At 69.9% G+C, this 16,112-nt stretch carries 14 protein-coding genes; 7 read left to right on the forward strand and 7 right to left on the reverse strand.

The features are described 5' to 3' along the window. Positions 1-120: 120 nt before the first annotated feature. A complete protein-coding gene (locus ACFWSK_RS11840; protein ID WP_383783735.1) occupies positions 121-867 on the reverse strand; it encodes a DUF6227 family protein in 747 nt (248 codons plus the stop codon). Between the two features lie 291 nt (positions 868-1,158). Here ACFWSK_RS11840 and ACFWSK_RS11845 point away from each other — a divergent pair, with 291 nt between their 5' ends. Genes ACFWSK_RS11845 through ACFWSK_RS11870 form a run of 6 tightly spaced genes read left to right on the forward strand, consistent with a single transcriptional unit; the run spans position 1,159 to position 6,622 of the window. Then, the gene (locus ACFWSK_RS11845) at positions 1,159-2,307 is read left to right on the forward strand and encodes an MFS transporter (RefSeq protein ID WP_383783736.1); all 1,149 of its coding nucleotides are present in this window, start codon (positions 1,159-1,161) and stop codon (positions 2,305-2,307) included. Continuing rightward, positions 2,304-4,628, forward strand: a complete 2,325-nt coding sequence (locus tag ACFWSK_RS11850) for a molybdopterin oxidoreductase family protein (protein WP_383783737.1) — start codon at positions 2,304-2,306, stop codon at positions 4,626-4,628. The genes ACFWSK_RS11845 and ACFWSK_RS11850 overlap by 4 nt, the downstream gene beginning before the upstream one ends. Before the next feature lie 7 nt (positions 4,629-4,635). Then, complete coding sequence (locus ACFWSK_RS11855; protein ID WP_383783738.1) at positions 4,636-5,238, forward strand: 4Fe-4S dicluster domain-containing protein; 603 nt, start codon at positions 4,636-4,638, stop codon at positions 5,236-5,238. Beyond that, the gene (locus ACFWSK_RS11860; protein WP_383783739.1) at positions 5,235-5,939 is read left to right on the forward strand and encodes a Rieske (2Fe-2S) protein; all 705 of its coding nucleotides are present in this window, start codon (positions 5,235-5,237) and stop codon (positions 5,937-5,939) included. The genes ACFWSK_RS11855 and ACFWSK_RS11860 overlap by 4 nt, the downstream gene beginning before the upstream one ends. After that, positions 5,936-6,376: a hypothetical protein gene (locus ACFWSK_RS11865; RefSeq protein ID WP_383783740.1), complete on the forward strand. Its 441-nt coding sequence runs from the start codon at positions 5,936-5,938 to the stop codon at positions 6,374-6,376. Before ACFWSK_RS11860 ends, ACFWSK_RS11865 begins: the two co-directional genes overlap by 4 nt. 21 nt (positions 6,377-6,397) lie before the next feature. Beyond that, on the forward strand, positions 6,398-6,622 hold the full coding sequence (locus ACFWSK_RS11870) for a hypothetical protein (RefSeq protein ID WP_383783741.1): 225 nt from the start codon (positions 6,398-6,400) through the stop codon (positions 6,620-6,622). A gap of 290 nt (positions 6,623-6,912) precedes the next feature. Here the strand turns inward: ACFWSK_RS11870 and ACFWSK_RS11875 are convergent, their stop codons facing one another. The 5 genes from ACFWSK_RS11875 to ACFWSK_RS11895 all read right to left on the reverse strand — a co-directional run bounded on the left by ACFWSK_RS11875 (position 6,913) and on the right by ACFWSK_RS11895 (position 12,481). Continuing rightward, a complete protein-coding gene (locus ACFWSK_RS11875; protein WP_383784025.1) occupies positions 6,913-7,401 on the reverse strand; it encodes an RcpC/CpaB family pilus assembly protein in 489 nt (162 codons plus the stop codon). 407 nt (positions 7,402-7,808) lie between these two features. Next, on the reverse strand, positions 7,809-8,705 hold the full coding sequence (locus ACFWSK_RS11880) for an S-methyl-5'-thioadenosine phosphorylase (RefSeq protein ID WP_383783742.1): 897 nt from the start codon (positions 8,703-8,705) through the stop codon (positions 7,809-7,811). Positions 8,706-8,805: 100 nt separating this feature from the next. Continuing rightward, positions 8,806-9,156: an FmdB family zinc ribbon protein gene (locus ACFWSK_RS11885; protein ID WP_383783743.1), complete on the reverse strand. Its 351-nt coding sequence runs from the start codon at positions 9,154-9,156 to the stop codon at positions 8,806-8,808. Between the two features lie 66 nt (positions 9,157-9,222). Then, the gene (locus tag ACFWSK_RS11890) at positions 9,223-10,503 is read right to left on the reverse strand and encodes an MFS transporter (protein WP_383783744.1); all 1,281 of its coding nucleotides are present in this window, start codon (positions 10,501-10,503) and stop codon (positions 9,223-9,225) included. A gap of 292 nt (positions 10,504-10,795) precedes the next feature. Then, positions 10,796-12,481, reverse strand: coding sequence for a potassium/proton antiporter (locus ACFWSK_RS11895; protein WP_383783745.1), 1,686 nt, complete (start codon positions 12,479-12,481; stop codon positions 10,796-10,798). A gap of 261 nt (positions 12,482-12,742) precedes the next feature. Between ACFWSK_RS11895 and ACFWSK_RS11900 the strand changes: the two genes are divergently transcribed. After that, entirely contained in the window at positions 12,743-15,493 is a 2,751-nt protein-coding gene (locus ACFWSK_RS11900) for a penicillin acylase family protein (protein ID WP_383783746.1), read from the forward strand. On the opposite strand, the gene ACFWSK_RS11905 is transcribed toward ACFWSK_RS11900, so the two are convergent. Next, positions 15,490-16,089, reverse strand: coding sequence for a 5-formyltetrahydrofolate cyclo-ligase (locus tag ACFWSK_RS11905; RefSeq protein WP_383783747.1), 600 nt, complete (start codon positions 16,087-16,089; stop codon positions 15,490-15,492). The two genes, ACFWSK_RS11900 and ACFWSK_RS11905, sit on opposite strands and share 4 nt — an antisense overlap. Between the last annotated feature and the right edge of the window lie 23 nt (positions 16,090-16,112).

Genomic DNA, 16,112 nt, shown 5'->3' on the forward strand with positions numbered 1-16,112 from the left:
CCCCGGCCGCCCCCCCCCACACCCTCACCGCCACCCCACCCCCCCGGCCGCCCCGGCCGCCCCACCCGCGGCCCCCTCACGGGCCGTCCTGCGTCACACCGTCCTGCGTCACAGCGCGCGTCAGCAGATGCGCGTGCGGCTCTCCATGGCCTGGCGCGCGGCGTGCTCGTCCCCGTACACCTCGCACATGTGACGGCCATCGGGTGTGGCCGTGTGCTCGACCACCCAGAGGCAGGTCTCGCTGCCGTCCAGGAGCAGGAACGCGTGCTCGTAGAGCGTGAAACCGGCGTCCCGCCCGTCGACGCGGCACTGGCGGCCGAAGATCTGGGTGATGTGGTGGGCGAAGGCGGCCCGCAGCAGACGAGCGGTCTCCTCGCCCGGCCGGTCGCTGTTCTCCGCGCGGCGCAGGACCCGGCGCGCGTGGTCCGCGGAGTTGTCCGGGGCGTACATCCGGGGCAGCGGGACCGGGGGAGCGGACATCAGGACCGTGAGGATCTCCAGGTCGCCGTGCGGGCTCTCGTCGCCGAAGGCCGGCGCGTCGGAGAAGCTGCCGGCCAGCCGCACCGCCGCGACGTGCGCGTCGCCCTCGTCGTCGTAGAGCTCGTGGCGGCGGGGGGCCGTGATGTCGCGGCCGCCGCTGTGCACGAGCTCCCAGAGGGTGAGCGCGGAGCCGTCGGGAAGCAGATAGGTGTGCCGGTAGGTCTCGCGGTGCAGGACCGAGCTGTGGTGGGAGGAATGCAGGGAACTGCTGTGCGCGAGCGCGCATCCGAGCCGATCGACCGTGCTGTCGGGCAGGTCGAAAGAGTTGAGGGCCCGTCGCAGGAGTCGCTCGAGGTGCTGCTCGGTTGTCTCGTACGGATCGCTCAAGGTGCTGTCTCCAGGCCGTCGCCGCGTGTGACTTGGTGCGTGCTTAACGTAGTCCCTGGGTCTGACATCGTGACCGGGGATCGGAAAAACGTAGGGCACTCGCGGAAAGTTCCCGGGACTTTTCGGGTACTTCGGGTGAACTTCCTTGCGTCGAGGGCGAGTCGGACCGTCCTGAGTGCCTGCCCGTGGCGCTCGTGAGGGGGTGGACGCCGCCCGGTGCCCGCACGACGCGCTCACTCCATAACCACACAAAACAGGGCCGATCGCCTCCAGCGGTCATACGGTGGCCGGGTGACCGAGCCATCAGAAGCTTCCGCGGAGCCACCCGCCTCCGGTGCCCGTACCGGGTCTCCAGGCGTGGCCGACGCCCCGCTGTCCACCCCCGGCCCGGAACAGCCCGAGGCCACCGGAGGCCCGCGTTCCGTCACCGCGCGGGCGACCGCGGCCGGCGCCGCCGTCTCCGTTCTGCTGATCATCGGGATCGTGCTCGGCAGCCGCTTGCTGCGGAACTTCGACTCGGCCCTCCTCCCGTACGCCGTGGCCACCGTCTTCCTCGCCTTCGGTGTCGCCTACCGCTACACGGTGTGGATCTCCGCGCCCGGCGCCCGGCGCCTCTTCACACAGGGCCGGCGCAGCCTCTTCTCCGTCGACAACTTCCGTAAGGCCCCCACCGCCCTGCCGAAGATGATCGCCACCTATCTGGGCTTCCAGAAGTTCCTCGGCGCCCGGTCGCACGCCCGGTGGGCCGCCCACCAGCTGATCTTCTGGGGCTGCGTCCTGGCCTCCCTGATCACCTTCCCGCTGACCTGGGGCTGGTTCACCTTCACCTCGGGCAACGGCTCGGGCCCCGGCTACGAGATGCGTATCTGGGGCTTCAAGGTCCTCGGCTTCGACGCGCTGAACATCCTGGGCTGGCTGATGTTCCACGGCCTGGACATCGCCGCCGTGCTCGTCATCCCCGGCGCCTCGTACTTCCTCTGGCGCCGGATGAAGGACCGCGGCGCGGGCACCGGTCAGCGCTTCGCCTACGACATGGTGCCGCTGATCGCGCTCATCGCCATCTCCGTCACCGGCCTGCTGCTCACCTTCTCCTCGATCTTCCTGCACGGCGGCGGCTACCAGTTCCTGGCGATCCTCCACATGGTGTCGGTGGTCTTCACCCTCATCTACATCCCGTTCGGGAAGTTCTTCCACATCGTGCAGCGCCCGGCGGCCGTCGGGATGCAGCTGTTCAAGTACACCGGCCGCAAGGACGACAAGGTCTTCGTCTGCCGCCGCTGCGCGGAACCCATCGACACCGCGCCGTACGTCGAGAACCTGCGCGGCACCATGCGCGACCTCCGTCTCGGCTTCGACGAGTGGGCCGAGTACTGCCCGCGCTGCAAGCGGGTGCTGCGCGGCAGCGCCTATCTCTCCCAGGTCAAGAAGGGCTTCAAGTGACCGCGGACACACCCGCTGCCGGCCGTCGTACGGTCGTCCCGCTCGACCCCTCGCTCGCGCCCCCCGGCACCAGGGGCTTCCGCGACGCGGGCGGGATCCCTGCCGACCAGTGGCACGCCGACCAGAACGGCGAGACGCTCGTCCCCACGCACTGCTGCTTCTGCGGGGTCCAGTGCGGGATGTATCTGCGCGTCGACCGGGGCGGAAAGGTCTTCGGCGTCGAGCCCCGCAACCACGACATCAACCGGATGCGCCTGTGTCCGAAGGGCATCAACGCCTACCAGCAGGTCAACCACCCCGACCGGCTCACCGCCCCGCTCATGCGCCGGTCCCGTGACGAAGCCTTCCAGGAGGTCTCCTGGGACGAGGCGCTCGACTTCACGGTCTCCGAGATCAAGCGCATCCAGCTGGCCCACGGCAACGACGCCTTCGGACTCCTCGGCGGCGCCAGCCTCTTCTCCGAGAAGACGTATCTGGTCGGCAAATTCGCCCGGGTCGCGCTCAAGACCCGGCATGTCGACTACAACGGGCGCCTCTGCATGGTGAGTGCCGCGGGCGCCAACAAGCTCGCCTTCGGCATCGACCGGGCCGGCAACCCCTTCTCCGACATCCTCCTCACCGACTGCCTGCTGATCGCGGGCTCCAACATCGGCGAGTGCTTCCCCGTGCTGACCCAGTACGTCTGGGGAGCCCGGGACAGAGGTGCCATCCTGATCGTCATCGACCCGCGCGAGACCGCGATCGCCCGCACCGCGGACATCCACGTCGCGCTCAAGCCCGGAACCGACTCGGCCTTCTTCAACTCCGTGCTCCATGTGGTCGTCGAGGAGGGCCTCACCGACACGGCGTACCTCGCCGCCCACACGACCGGCTGGGACGAGGTCCGCGCGCAGGCCGCCGAGTACCCGCCCGCCCGTGCCGCCGAGATCTGCGGCATCCCCGCCGAACAGATCGTCCAGGTCGCCCGCACCTTCGCGCGCGCCCCCAAGGCCATGGCCTGGCACGCCCGGGGCATCGAGCACCACTCGCAGGGCGTCGAGAACTGCCTCACCGTGATCAACCTCTGCGCGGCCACCGGACACATCGGCAAGCCGGGCGCCGGCTACGGCACCCTCACCGGCCAGGGCAACGGACAGGGCGGCCGGGAGCACGGCCAGAAGTCCGACCTCCTGCCCGGTGGCCGCTCGATCATGAACGAGGAGCACCGCCGGCAGATCTGTGAGATCTGGGGCATCGAGGAGTCCGAACTCCCGCAGGCCGGCACCTCGATGATGGAGATGGTCTGGCAGATGCAGCGCCGCGAGATCCGCGGACTGATCGGCATCTGCAACAACCCCTTCGTCTCCCTCCCCAATTACAAGGTGGTCAAGGAGGGGTACGACGCCACGGAATTCCACGCCCAGTTCGATTTCTTCCTCTCCGAGACCGCTGCCAACGCGCATGTCGTCTTCCCCGTCACCACCTGGGCCGAGGACGAAGGGGTGATGGCCAACGCCGAGGCCCGTGTGGTCAAGCACAACAAGGCCCAGGACCCGCCCCCCGGTGTGCGGACCGACACCTGGGTGATGTGCGAGCTCGCCCGGCGCCTCGGCGCGGGCGACAAGTTCGCGTTCGCCGACTCCCGCGAGCTCTTCGACGAACTGCGGATCGCCTCCGCAGGCACGGTCAACGACTACTACGGCATCACCTACGAACGGCTGGAGGAGACCGGCGGCATCGCCTGGCCCTGCCCCACCACCGATCACCCCGGCACCCCCCGGCTCTTCGAGGACGGGAAGACCTACCACCCCGACGGCAAGATCCATATGCAGGTCGTCGAGTGGCACCCGCCGATGGACCCGTACGACGACGAACACCCCATGTCCCTGACCACCGGCCGCACTGTCGCCCACTTCCTCTCCGGCAACCAGACCCGCCGTCTGGGCGCCCTCGTCGAACAGACCCCGCGCCCCTGGGCGGAGATCCACCCGTCCCACGGCTTCCGCAACGGCGAACCGGTCCGCGTGGTCACCCGGCGCGGCAGCGAGGTCTTCCCCGCCCTGGTCACCGAGGCGATCCGCCCTGACACCGTCTTCATCCCGTACCACTGGCCGGTCCCCACCGCGGCCAACGCCCTCACCATCGACGCGCTGGACCCCCGCTCCAAGATCCCCGAGTACAAGGTGTGCGCCTGCCGTATCGAGCACGCCGCGCAGATCGACGAAGTCCCCGCGCCGCCCGTCGCCCCCGGGCATGTCGCCTATCCGGAGACGCAGGTCTCCCGTACTGATCCGTTGCCGCCCACGACCCCCCAGGGCCGTGGCACATCGGAGAGGAGCTGAGGCCCGCATGATGGGCAAGACGATCTTCATCGACCCCGGGCGCTGCATCGGCTGCCAGGCATGTGTCTCCGCTTGCCGCGAGTGCGACTCGCACCGCGGCAAGTCGATGATCCACCTCGACTACACCGACGAGGGCCAGTCGGTCGCCTCCCTCCCCACGGTCTGTATGCACTGCGAGGACCCGGTGGCCCCCTGTGCCGAGGTCTGCCCCGCCGACGCGATCCTGATCACCGCGGACGGGGTGGTGCAGCAGGCCGACACCACCCGCTGCATCGGCTGCGCCAACTGCGTCAACGCCTGCCCCTTCGGCGTCCCGAAGATCGACCTCCAGGCGAAGCTCCAGATGAAGTGCAACCTCTGCTACGACCGCACCGCCTACGGGCTCGCCCCCATGTGCGCCACCGTCTGCCCGACGGGCGCGCTCTTCTACGGAACGGTCGACGAGCTCCGGGCCGAGCGCCCCGGTGTGCAGGTCGCCGACACCTTCGTGTTCGGCGAGACCGAGGTCCGGACCGGGGTGGCCATGGTCGTTCCCGCCGAGAAGGTGCAGTGGCCCGTGCCCGGCGGCCTTCCCGTCGTCGAGATCAACGGTAAGGACGTCCGCCGATGAGCGTCACCGACCAGCAGCCCGGCGGCGACCGGCGTACCGGCGACGAGAGGGACGCCCTCCACGACAGGATCGCCGCGGACTCCCTCACCACCCGGCGCGACTATCTCCGGATCGTCACCACAGTCTCAGGCGGCCTCGCGATCGGCGGGCTCGGCGTGGCCGGCGGCATCCTGCACCGCCACGGGGACGAGGCGGACGGCAAGCAGCCGGAGCCCAAGAAGGTCACCCAGGAGCTCCTGCCCGGTGAGTCCATCGCCTTCCGCTACCCGGGGGACGAGGACAGGGCGGTCGCCGTACGGCTCAACGACGGCACCCTCGTCGGCTACTCCGCTATCTGTACCCATCTCGCCTGTGCCGTGCTCTGGCGTAAGGACCGGGGTACGGAGGGTGAGCTGTACTGCCCCTGCCACGAGGGCATCTTCGACGCCAGGACCGGCGAGGTCACCGCAGGTCCACCCCCGCGAGGACTGCCCAAGGTCGTGCTCACCGAGCGGCCCGACGGAAGCGTGTGGGCCATCGCCACGACCCGCTCCGGGGAGAGCATCGAGGACGGTCTGTGCCGGCAGATCGGTAAGGACGACCCCGGCCTCGCCGCCCGGATCGGCTGCCCGGGCACCGGGGGCGGCGCCGAGTCACCACCCCGGGCCGCGTCGTCCCGTACGGGTGCCACCGAAGCCGAGACCTCTGGCAGGCGGACATGACCGAACCTCATCAGCCCCCCGACCCTCAGAGCCCACAGCCAGCACAGAGCCCACAGCCAGCACAGAGCCCGCGACCACCGCAGGGCCTGTGGTATCCGGACTTCCACCCGGGCAGTGCCCGCCCCGAGCTGAACCGGCCCGTCCACGAGCGGTATCCGCAGATCCGCCCCACCAGCGGATACGGCGACTCGCGCGTCCGTCACACCGGCCCGGGACCGGGCGCCGGAACCGACCAGGAACCCGAGCGCTCCGCGAAGCTGACCGCCAGGCTGACGCTCGCGATGAGCGTGGTCATCGGCCAGCTCTGGGGCCTGACGGTCGTCGTCGACGAGTGGATGGAAGGCAACACCGGTACCGCCTGGTGGGGCGCCGGCTTTCTCTGTCTCTCGTTCCTCGCGGTTCTCGGCCTGTGGCTGCTCGATCCGAAGGACCGTTGACCACCGCCGTATCCTGGAAACATGAGCACCGCCCCCGCCCACGGACCGCGAGATTCGAAGCCGCAGCAGCAGCAGGAGCAGCCGCCGCAGGAGCCCGAACCCACGTCGGCTCTCGTCTTCGACGATCCGTTGGACCGGCAGTCCTCGGACGACACGGACCGAGGGTGGGGTGAGCGGACTCCGAGCGGCGGCAGCGCCGCAGATCTGGCGCGCTTCCTCGACGAGAAGCCGCCTCACCACATCTGAGCCCCGCCGCCGCGCCCCTCCCCGCTCCGCTACGGCGGGCCGCGCCGACTGCCGTGCTGATCGTCGGCCCTCGTGCTGCCGGTCGTACCGCTGCCGGCCGCACCGCCGTCGGCCGTACCCCTGCGCTGCACCAGAAGCGCTTCCCGGATCTCCTTCAAGCTGAGCGCCGCGCTGAGCACCGCCCCCCCACAGGATCTCGACGCCCTCCGTCGCGCGGGCCCTCGGATTCGTGGTGCAGGGGTCCTTCAGGCAGGAGGTGTACTCCTCCAGGCCCTGGGTGACGCCGGACATCAATGCGCATGCGCCACCGCCACAGCCAGCTGCCCCGAGGCCCCGGCGCCGGCCAGCGCCGTCGCGATGTCACGCTCCACGGACAGCACGACCAGCGCGCCGCCCCCCTGGCCCGGCAGCCCGTCCGAGGCCGTGTCCCCGGCCGGGCGCGGAACGGAGGCCACCCGTACTCCCTTCGCCACCACGCGCGCATCGGAGTCCGCGTCGTCGGCGGCGATCACATCGACGTGGTCGCCGGGCCGCAGCAGCCGGACCGTCGCCGCGTCGGCGATCCGGACCGGAGCCGACACCAGGCGCGCTTGCCGCTCCGCCGTTCCCGGCACGCCCGCCGTCGCACCCGCCTCACCACCCGGCCCCGAAGCACTCAACCCCGAAGCGCTCAGCCCCGAAGCGGCCAGCGCGGCAGCGGTCAGCGCGAGCCCCGCAGCCATGGCGCGACGCTGCCTCCGCAACGCTCGCCGCAGCCGGTGTGCGCCACCTCCGCGCACCCGCAGCGGAGGGAACGGAGACACCCCGCAGGGCGCGGGAGCCACCACCGGCAGCCACGGGTGCCGTGCGTGGGACCACGCACGGGTCCGTGCGTCGGCGGAGGAGAGCGGGGGCGTTCGTACGTCGGGCGTGGACGAGGAGGACATGGCTGCACCACCTGCCGTGACGGACATCCCTGGTGGATGTCGGAGGGAAGAACAACGAGGGGAGCCCGGCGGGTTGTCCCGCCGAACTCCCCTCACGATCCACCGTCCGGAAAAATCCCGCTGGGCCCTGTGGACAGCGCACAGCTTGTGGAAATCTCCGGCACCCACACGTGCCACACCGGCCCCACGGCCGGGGCGAGCCACACCGGCCCCACGGCCGAGGGCGAGCCTCACCAGCCCCACGGGCCGGGGCCGAGCGACTACGGCAGTTCGATCCCCGTCTTGATTCCGTCCAGTGCGTGCGCGCAGGCGCAGTCGCGGTCCGCGTCCTTCGGCAGCGCGGCGACCGTGTCGGTCAGCACCGACCGCAGCCGGTCCACATTGGCGGCGAACACCTTCAGCACGTCCCCGTGGGAGACGCCCTCGCCGGCCTCGGCGCCGGCGTCGAGGTCCGTCACCAGCGTCAACGTCGTGTAACAGAGCGCGAGTTCGCGGGCGAGCACGGCCTCCGGGTGTCCGGTCATCCCGACCACCGACCAGCCCATGGCCGCGTGGAAGCGCGACTCCGCCCTGGTCGAGAAGCGCGGTCCCTCGACCACGACCAGCGTTCCGCCGTCCACGGCGTCCCAGTCCCGTCCGCGCGCTGCCGCGAGGGCGGCCTTGCGGCCGTGCGGGCAGTACGGATCAGCGAAGCCGAGGTGGACCACGTTCGGCTCCACGCCGTCGGCGCGGACCTCACCGTCGTAGTACGTCTGCGTACGGGCCTTGGTGCGCTCCACCAGTTGGTCCGGTACGAGCAGCGTCCCCGGCCCGTACTCCGGCCGCAGCCCGCCCACCGCGCACGGCGCGAGCACCTGGCGCACACCGACCGAGCGCAGGGCCCACAGATTGGCCCGGTAGTTGATGCGGTGCGGCGGCAGGTGGTGGCCGCGTCCGTGGCGGGGCATGAACGCGACACGGCGTCCGGCGACCTCGCCCAGGAAGACGGAGTCACTGGGCGGCCCGTACGGGGTGTCCACACGGACCTCGGTGGCGTCCTCCAGGAAGGAGTACAGCCCCGAGCCGCCGATCACACCGATGTCCGCGCCATCCACCCCGGCGTCGGCCGCTTTCCCTGTCCCTGCACCCGTTTCTGCACCAGCTTCTGCGTTAACCATGCAGTCACACTAGGCCCTGCGTGCCCCGCTGGGGCCAACACGAGGACCCCGCCGATCCGATGATCGGCGGGGTCCCGTTGAAGCGTGTCCGTACGAGGGCTCAGGCAGCCGACGTACCACTCGACGAAGCCGGTGCGGACGAAGCCGCGGCGGACGACGAGGAAGAGGACGACGAAGACGCCGTCGACTTCGAGTCCGAACCCGTCGAGGACGAGGACGAAGCGGAATCGGACGCCTTCGAGGGCGACGAAGCCGGCGTGCTGCTCGACGAGGAGCCGCGGCTGTCGTTCCGGTAGAAACCGGAACCCTTGAAGACGATGCCGACCGCCGAGAACACCTTCTTCAGGCGTCCCTCGCAGTTCGGGCACACGGTCAGGGCATCATCGGTGAACTTCTGCACCGCCTCGAGGCCCTCGCCGCATTCGGTGCACTGGTACTGATAGGTCGGCACTTGCTCCTCCTGGCACTCTCACTCAATGAGTGCTAACGACGCTCCATACTGACGTATTCCGCTCGATCAGTCCACCGTGACCGGCTCGCGGTGACCGACACCACGTGCCACCAGCCGTCCGGAGGCACTCGGGGTGAGCCGCGAGCGCAGCGCCAGCAGGGTGGCCAGCGCCAGCACGGTCCCCACCAGCGGGACCACGAATCCGGTGCTCGCGCCATGCCGGTCGGCGAGCTGGCCGGCCACGGTCACCGCTCCCGCCTGGCCGAGCGCGACCGCGCCCGTCAGCCAGGTGAACGCCTCGGTCCGCGCGGACGCCGGAACCAGTGCGTCGACCAGGGTGTAACCGCTGATCAGCGCAGGTGCGATGGACAGCCCGACCAGGAGGCCGAGCCCGGCGAGCAGCGGCACGGAGTGCACCGCCCACAGCCCGGAGGCGGTCAGCGTCAGGGCCACGTATCCGACGATCAGACGACGCCGGGGGCTGCTCTTCCAGGCGATGGCGCCGCACGCGATTCCGGCCAGCATGTTGCCGGCGGCGAAGATCCCGTACAGCAGACCGTTCACACCCGGATGGCCGATCTCCTCGGAGAACGCGGTCAGGGAGACCTGCATTCCGCCGAAGACCGCGCCGATGCCGAGGAACGTGATCGCGAGCACCCGGACGCCCGGGACGGACAGCGCGGACCTGTGCGGGGCCTCGGCGGTGGCGGCGGCTCGCGGGGCGGGCTGGGTGGAGCGCTGGGCCGCGAAGAGCAGACCGCCGACGAGTGTCAGCGCGGCTTCCATGAGCAGGCCGGCCGCCGGGTGCACGCCGGTGCACAGCGCGGTGGCGAGAACCGGTCCCACGACGAACGTGAACTCGTCCGTGACCGATTCGAACGCGGCGGCCGTCGACATCAGCGGGGAGGCGGGACGGCCGGGTGCGGCCCCCAGCACGGCGGCCCAGCGGGCCCGGACCATCGGTCCGACCTGCGGGATGGAGGCCCCGGTGGGCACGGCGGCCAGGAACAGCACCCACAGGGGTGCGCCGGCCAGCGCGAGCGCTGTCAGCGCCCCCACGGACGCGGCGTGCAGCACGACACCGGGCAGCAGGACGGCCCGCTGGCCGAAGCGGTCGGCGAGTTTGCCGCCCTGCGGTGCGAACACCGCCATGGAGACACCGGAGACGGCCGCCACGGCACCGGCGCTGCCGTACGAGCCGGTGGTGTGCTGCACAAGGAGCACGATGCCGATGGTCAGCATCGCGAAGGGCTGCCGTGCGGCGAAGCCCGGAAGGAGGAAGGTCCACGCACCAGGGGTGCGCAGCAGTTGTCCGTAACCGGGGCGGTCGGAGACCGTGGACGCCACGGTCCTTGCCTTTCTGCCGCCTGGTGGCTTCGCTCCTGCGGCACGTCCGCCACGCATGGTGCGCGGCTCGTGCGGGAGCTGCCGAGAGCTGTCCTCTTCGCGCGGAACTGCGGTAGATGCCGGGCGGCTCGCTACAGAGGCGAAGGGACGCCACGACCGCCATACGGTCGCGCCAGCTCTGCGTCAGGCAGAGGTGGTCGATCAGGTTGGGTCGATCAGATTTCCTTCATGCTACAGGCAGCGGCACCTGCGCGCCTGTGATTGCGCGCAGGTGCCCTTGCTGGACCTGTGATCAGTGGTGCGCCTTCGTGGAGTCGGACCGCTTGCCGCCCGATACGGATCCGATGCCCTTGACGAGCTTCTTCGCGAGCTTGGACAGATGCGGCATCTTCGTGCTGCCGCCCTGGGACGACCCACCGGAAGGCCCGGTCCCGCCGGAACGCCCCGAGTTGCCACGCCCGATCTGGCCCGGCCCCCCGCGGGCCTTGGCGCGCGCACCTGCCCGGTGGCCGCCACCCGGCTTCCCGGCCTCACCGCCGGCGCCCAGCCAGCCGGCCAGCTTGCCGCCCTCGCCGACCGCCCGCAGCCGTGCCTCGGCCGCGTCGCGCACCGGATCGGTCGCCACCACCAGGAGTTCGTCTCGGCGGCGCAGCACGGTCGACGGTGCCGGTACGAAGCTCGTGCCGCCCCGGACGACGAGAGTGACCGCCGCCCCGGCGGGCAGCCGCAGTTCGCCGACCTCCACGCCGTGCATCTTCGACTCGGCCGGGATCGCGACGGACAGCAGGTGTCCGCGCAGCCGTTCCAGGGGCGCCGACTCGATGCCCAGGTCCGCCGCTTCCGACGGATCGTCGGAGATCTTCAGTGCCCTCGCGAGCCAGGGCAGGGTCGGTCCCTGGATCAGTGTGTAGACCACGACGAGGACGAAGACGATGTTGAAGACCCGGGTGCTGCCGGTGATCCCCGAGACCATCGGAATGGTCGCGAGCACGATGGGTACCGCGCCGCGCAGTCCGGCCCAGGACATCAGCGCCTTCTCGCGTTTCGGCAGTCTGAACGGCGCCAGGCTGACGAAGACCGAGAGCGGTCGTGCCACGACCGTCAGGACCAGGCCCACCACCATCGCGGGCCAGAAGTCGGTGACCAGGTCGTGCGGCGTGACCAGCAGGCCGAGCAGCACGAACATGCCGATCTGGGCCAGCCAGCCGAGCCCGTCCGCGAAACCGCGGGTGGCCGGCCAGTGCGGCAGCTTGGAGTTGCCGAGGACCATCGCGGCCAGATAGACGGCGAGGAATCCACTGCCGTGGGCCAGTGCGCCCGCCGCGTAAGCCGATACCGCGATGGCCATCACGGCGATCGGGTACAGACCGGAAGCGGGCAGCGCCACATGACGCAGTCCGAAGGAGCCGAGCCAGCCGACCGCGAGACCGACGGCCGCGCCGATCGTCAGCTCCAGAGCTATTTCCCCGACGAGTACGTACCAGTGCTCCACGGGACCGACGGCGGAGAACGCCACCACGAGGATCACCACAGGGGCGTCGTTGAAGCCGGACTCGGCCTCCAGGACACCCGTGATCCGGGACGGCAGCGGCACCTTGCGCAGTACGGAGAAGACGGCTGCGGCGTCGGTGGACGAGACGACCGCGCCGATGATCAGCGCCTGCCGCCACTCCAGGCCGACGAGATAGTGCGCCCCGGCGGCGGTGACGCCCACGCTGATGCCCACGCCGACGGTCGACAGCACCGCGGCGGCCGGCAGGGCGGGACGGACTTCCTTCCACTTGGTGCCCAGACCGCCCTCGGCGAGGATGACGACAAGTGCGGCGTAGCCGATCACCTGCGTCAGTTCGGCGTTGTTGAACTGGACGTCGAAGATGCCGTCCTGCCCTATGGCGACACCGATGCCGAGGTACAGGAGCAGGCTGGGGAGCCCGCTGCGTGACGAGATGCGCACCGCGACGACGGCGACGAGCAGCACGAGTGAACAGACGAGCAGGAGTTCGTTGAGCGTGTGGACTGTCAGTGTCCGTCCCTTCCCTGCGTGCGCCTGCCGGTCCGTGTGCCGGCGGTCGGTACTTCGTTACCTTACCTAATCTTTAACGCTTCCTTGATGCGGTCGAGTGTTCGTGCGAGCGGTGCGCATATGGATGCATCTCCATACCGCGTCCGAGTGGCTTCCACGCTGCGCCTATGGTTGCTCCTGCACTCCCAGGACCACCCTGCCCCTCGAAGGACAGCGATGCCCGCCAACACAACCGCCTCTTCCGGTTCTTCCGATGCGAAGAAGCCCGGCAGGAAGAAGGGGCGACGCGCCCGCCTGTTCGTGATCGTCCTGGTGCTGGCGCTTGTCGCGGGTGTCGGCTACGGCGCGTTCTGGTCCGTTTCGACGGTGCGGGCCTCGTACCCGCAGACCACCGGCTCCCTCGAACTCGACGGTCTCGACGCCGACGTCGACGTCAGACGCGACAGTTACGGAATCCCGCAGATCTACGCGGACTCCGACGCCGACCTCTTCCGCGCCCAGGGATTCGTCCAGGCCCAGGACCGCTTCTGGGAGATGGACGTCCGCCGTCACATGACGTCCGGACGGCTCTCCGAGATGTTCGGCTCCGGCCAGGTGGAGACCGACGCCTTCCTGCGCACCCTCGGCTGGCGCCAGGTCGCGCAGGAGGAGTACGACACCGTCCTCGACGAGTCCACCAAGAAGAACCTCCGGTCCTACGCGGAGGGTGTGAACGCGTACCTGAAGGGCAAGGAAGGCAAGGACCTCTCCGTCGAGTACGCGGCGCTGGGGCTGACCAACGACTACAAGCCCACCGAGTGGACCCCGGTCGACTCGGTCGCCTGGCTGAAGGCGATGGCCTGGGACCTGCGCGGCAACATGCAGGACGAGATCGACCGCTCCCTGATGACCAGCAGGCTGAGCGCGAAGCAGATCGAGGACCTGTACCCGGACTACCCGTACAAGAAGCACCAGCCGATCGTCGGGCAGGGCGCGATCTCCCCGGTCACCGGAGAGTTCGACCCGGCCGCCGAGCCCTCGGACGACATCGGCACCGGTGCCGGCACCGCGGCGGGAGCCACGCAGGGCCTCAGCACCCAGCTCTCCTCGCTCGCCGACACCCTCGACGAGATCCCCGCGCTGCTCGGCCCGAACGGCAGCGGCATCGGCTCGAACTCCTGGGTCGTCCGCGGGCAGCACACGACCACGGGCAAGCCGCTGCTCGCCAACGACCCGCACCTGGCGCCGATGCTGCCCTCGCTCTGGTACCAGATGGGTCTGCACTGCCGGACCGTCTCGGAGTCCTGCCAGTACGACACCGCCGGCTACACCTTCTCCGGGATGCCCGGCGTCATCATCGGCCACAACCAGGACATCGCCTGGGGGTTCACCAACCTCGGCGCCGACGTCACCGATCTCTTCCTGGAGAAGGTCTCCGGCGACGGCTACCAGTACGACGGCAAGGTGAAGCCCTTCACCATCCGCGAGGAGACCATCAAGGTCGCGGGCGGCAAGGACCGTCACATCACCGTCCGGGAGACCAACAACGGCCCGGTGGTCTCCGACCGCAGCAACGAGCTGGAGAAGGTCGGCCAGAAGGCCCCCGTGACCAACTCGGCCCCCGACCGCGCCGAGGGGTACGCGGTCGCCCTGAAGTGGACCGCGCTGGAACCCGGCAGGTCCATGGACGCCGTCTTCGAGCTCAACCGCGCCAAGGACTTCAAGACCTTCCGGGCGGCGGCCGAGCACTTCGAGGTTCCCTCGCAGAACCTCATCTACGCCGACACCAAGGGCAACATCGGCTACCAGGCACCCGGGAAGATCCCGGTGCGCACCGAGGGTGACGGCACGCTGCCCAGCCCCGGCTGGACCTCGGAGTACGGCTGGGAGAAGGAGCCGATTCCCTTCGACGAGCTGCCCTACGAGTACAACCCGGAGCGCGGCTACATCGTCACCGCCAACCAGGCCGTGATCGACGAGAAGTACCCCCACATGCTCACCAAGGACTGGGGATACGGCGCCCGCAGCCAGCGCATCAACGACCTGATCGCGAAGAAGATCGACGGCGGCGAGAAGATCTCGACCGACGACATGCAGAAGATGCAGATGGACAACAGCAGTGCGATCGCCGCCCTGCTGGTGCCCAGGCTGATGAAGATCGGTGTCTCCGACAAGCACGTCCGCGAGGCGCAGAAGCTGCTGGAGGGCTGGGACTACACCCAGGAGTCCGACTCGGCCGCCGCCGCGTACTTCAACGCCGTGTGGCGCAACATCCTCAAGCTGGCCTTCGGCAACAAGCTGCCCAAGGAACTGCGCGTCGAGGGCGACTGCCTGAACGTGCCGCCGGCCAAGAGCACGGGCCCGGTGGACGAGCAGAGGAAGCTCGTACGCGAGTGCGGCAAGCGTGACGCGGACTCGGCGCAGCCGGACGGCGGAGACCGCTGGTTCCAGGTCGTCCAGAACATCGTGGAGGACTCGGACAACGAGTGGTGGAAGGTGCCCGCCAAGGGCCGTGAAGAGGCGCTGGAAAGCCGCGACGACCTCTTCGGGCGTGCCATGGAGGACGCCCGCTGGGAGCTGACCGCCAAGCTCGGCAAGGACATGTCCACCTGGAGCTGGGGCCGGCTGCACCAGCTGACGCTGAAGAACCAGACCCTCGGTACCGAAGGCCCCGCTCTTCTCCAGCGGGCCCTCAACCGGGGCCCGTGGAACCTCAGCGGCGGCGAGGCCGCGGTCAACGCCACCGGCTGGAACGCTGCGGGCGGCTACGAGGTCGTCTGGGTGCCCTCGATGCGGATGATCGTGAACGTGGGGGACTGGGACAAGTCCCGCTGGATCAACCTCACCGGGGCTTCCGGGCACGCCTTCAGCTCGCACTACACCGATCAGACCGACAAGTGGGCCGACGGGGAACTGCTCGACTGGTCCTTCGGTGCCAATGCGGTGGAGCAGTCCACGGTCGACCGTCTGACGCTCAGGAAGCCTTAGCGTCTTCCGGTGAAGCGCCGCGCTCCGGCCGGCGTCACCACGGCGTCCACGGGGTGGTCGTGCGGTTCCTCCGGGACCCGCGCGACCACCTCGTTCGCGTACAGCAGGACGACCAGCGCCGGATGCGCGCCCGCCGCCGACAGCCGGGCGAGCACCCGGTCGTAACTGCCGCCCCCGCGCCCCAGTCGCATCCCGCGTCCGTCCACGGCGAGACCGGGCAGCAGGACGGCGTCCGCGTCGAGCACGGCGGCGGGTCCGAGGCGTAGGCCGTCCGGCTCCCTCAGTCCGCGACGCGCGGGGACGAGATGCTCCGGTCCTTCGTACGCCGCCCAGTCCAGGTCGTTGTCGGGGAGGAGCACCGGCAGCAGGACCCGTACGCCCCGCGCGCGCAGGGTGTCGAGCAGTGCCGGGGTCCCCGGCTCACGCCCGACGGACACGTACGCGGCAACCGTTTGCGCTCCGGCGAGTTCAGGGAGCTCCAGCGCCGAGGACGCGAGAGCCGCCGCGGCGTCCGCGATGTGTCGCGAGGTCAGGAGGGCCCGGGCGGCGAGCAGTTCGCGTCGCAGGGACGCCTTTCCTGAAGTTTCATCATTCAACGGACACTCACGCTATTCTCGTA

It is taken from the genome of Streptomyces sp. NPDC058620 (assembly GCF_042717135.1).
Classification (GTDB): domain Bacteria; phylum Actinomycetota; class Actinomycetes; order Streptomycetales; family Streptomycetaceae; genus Streptomyces.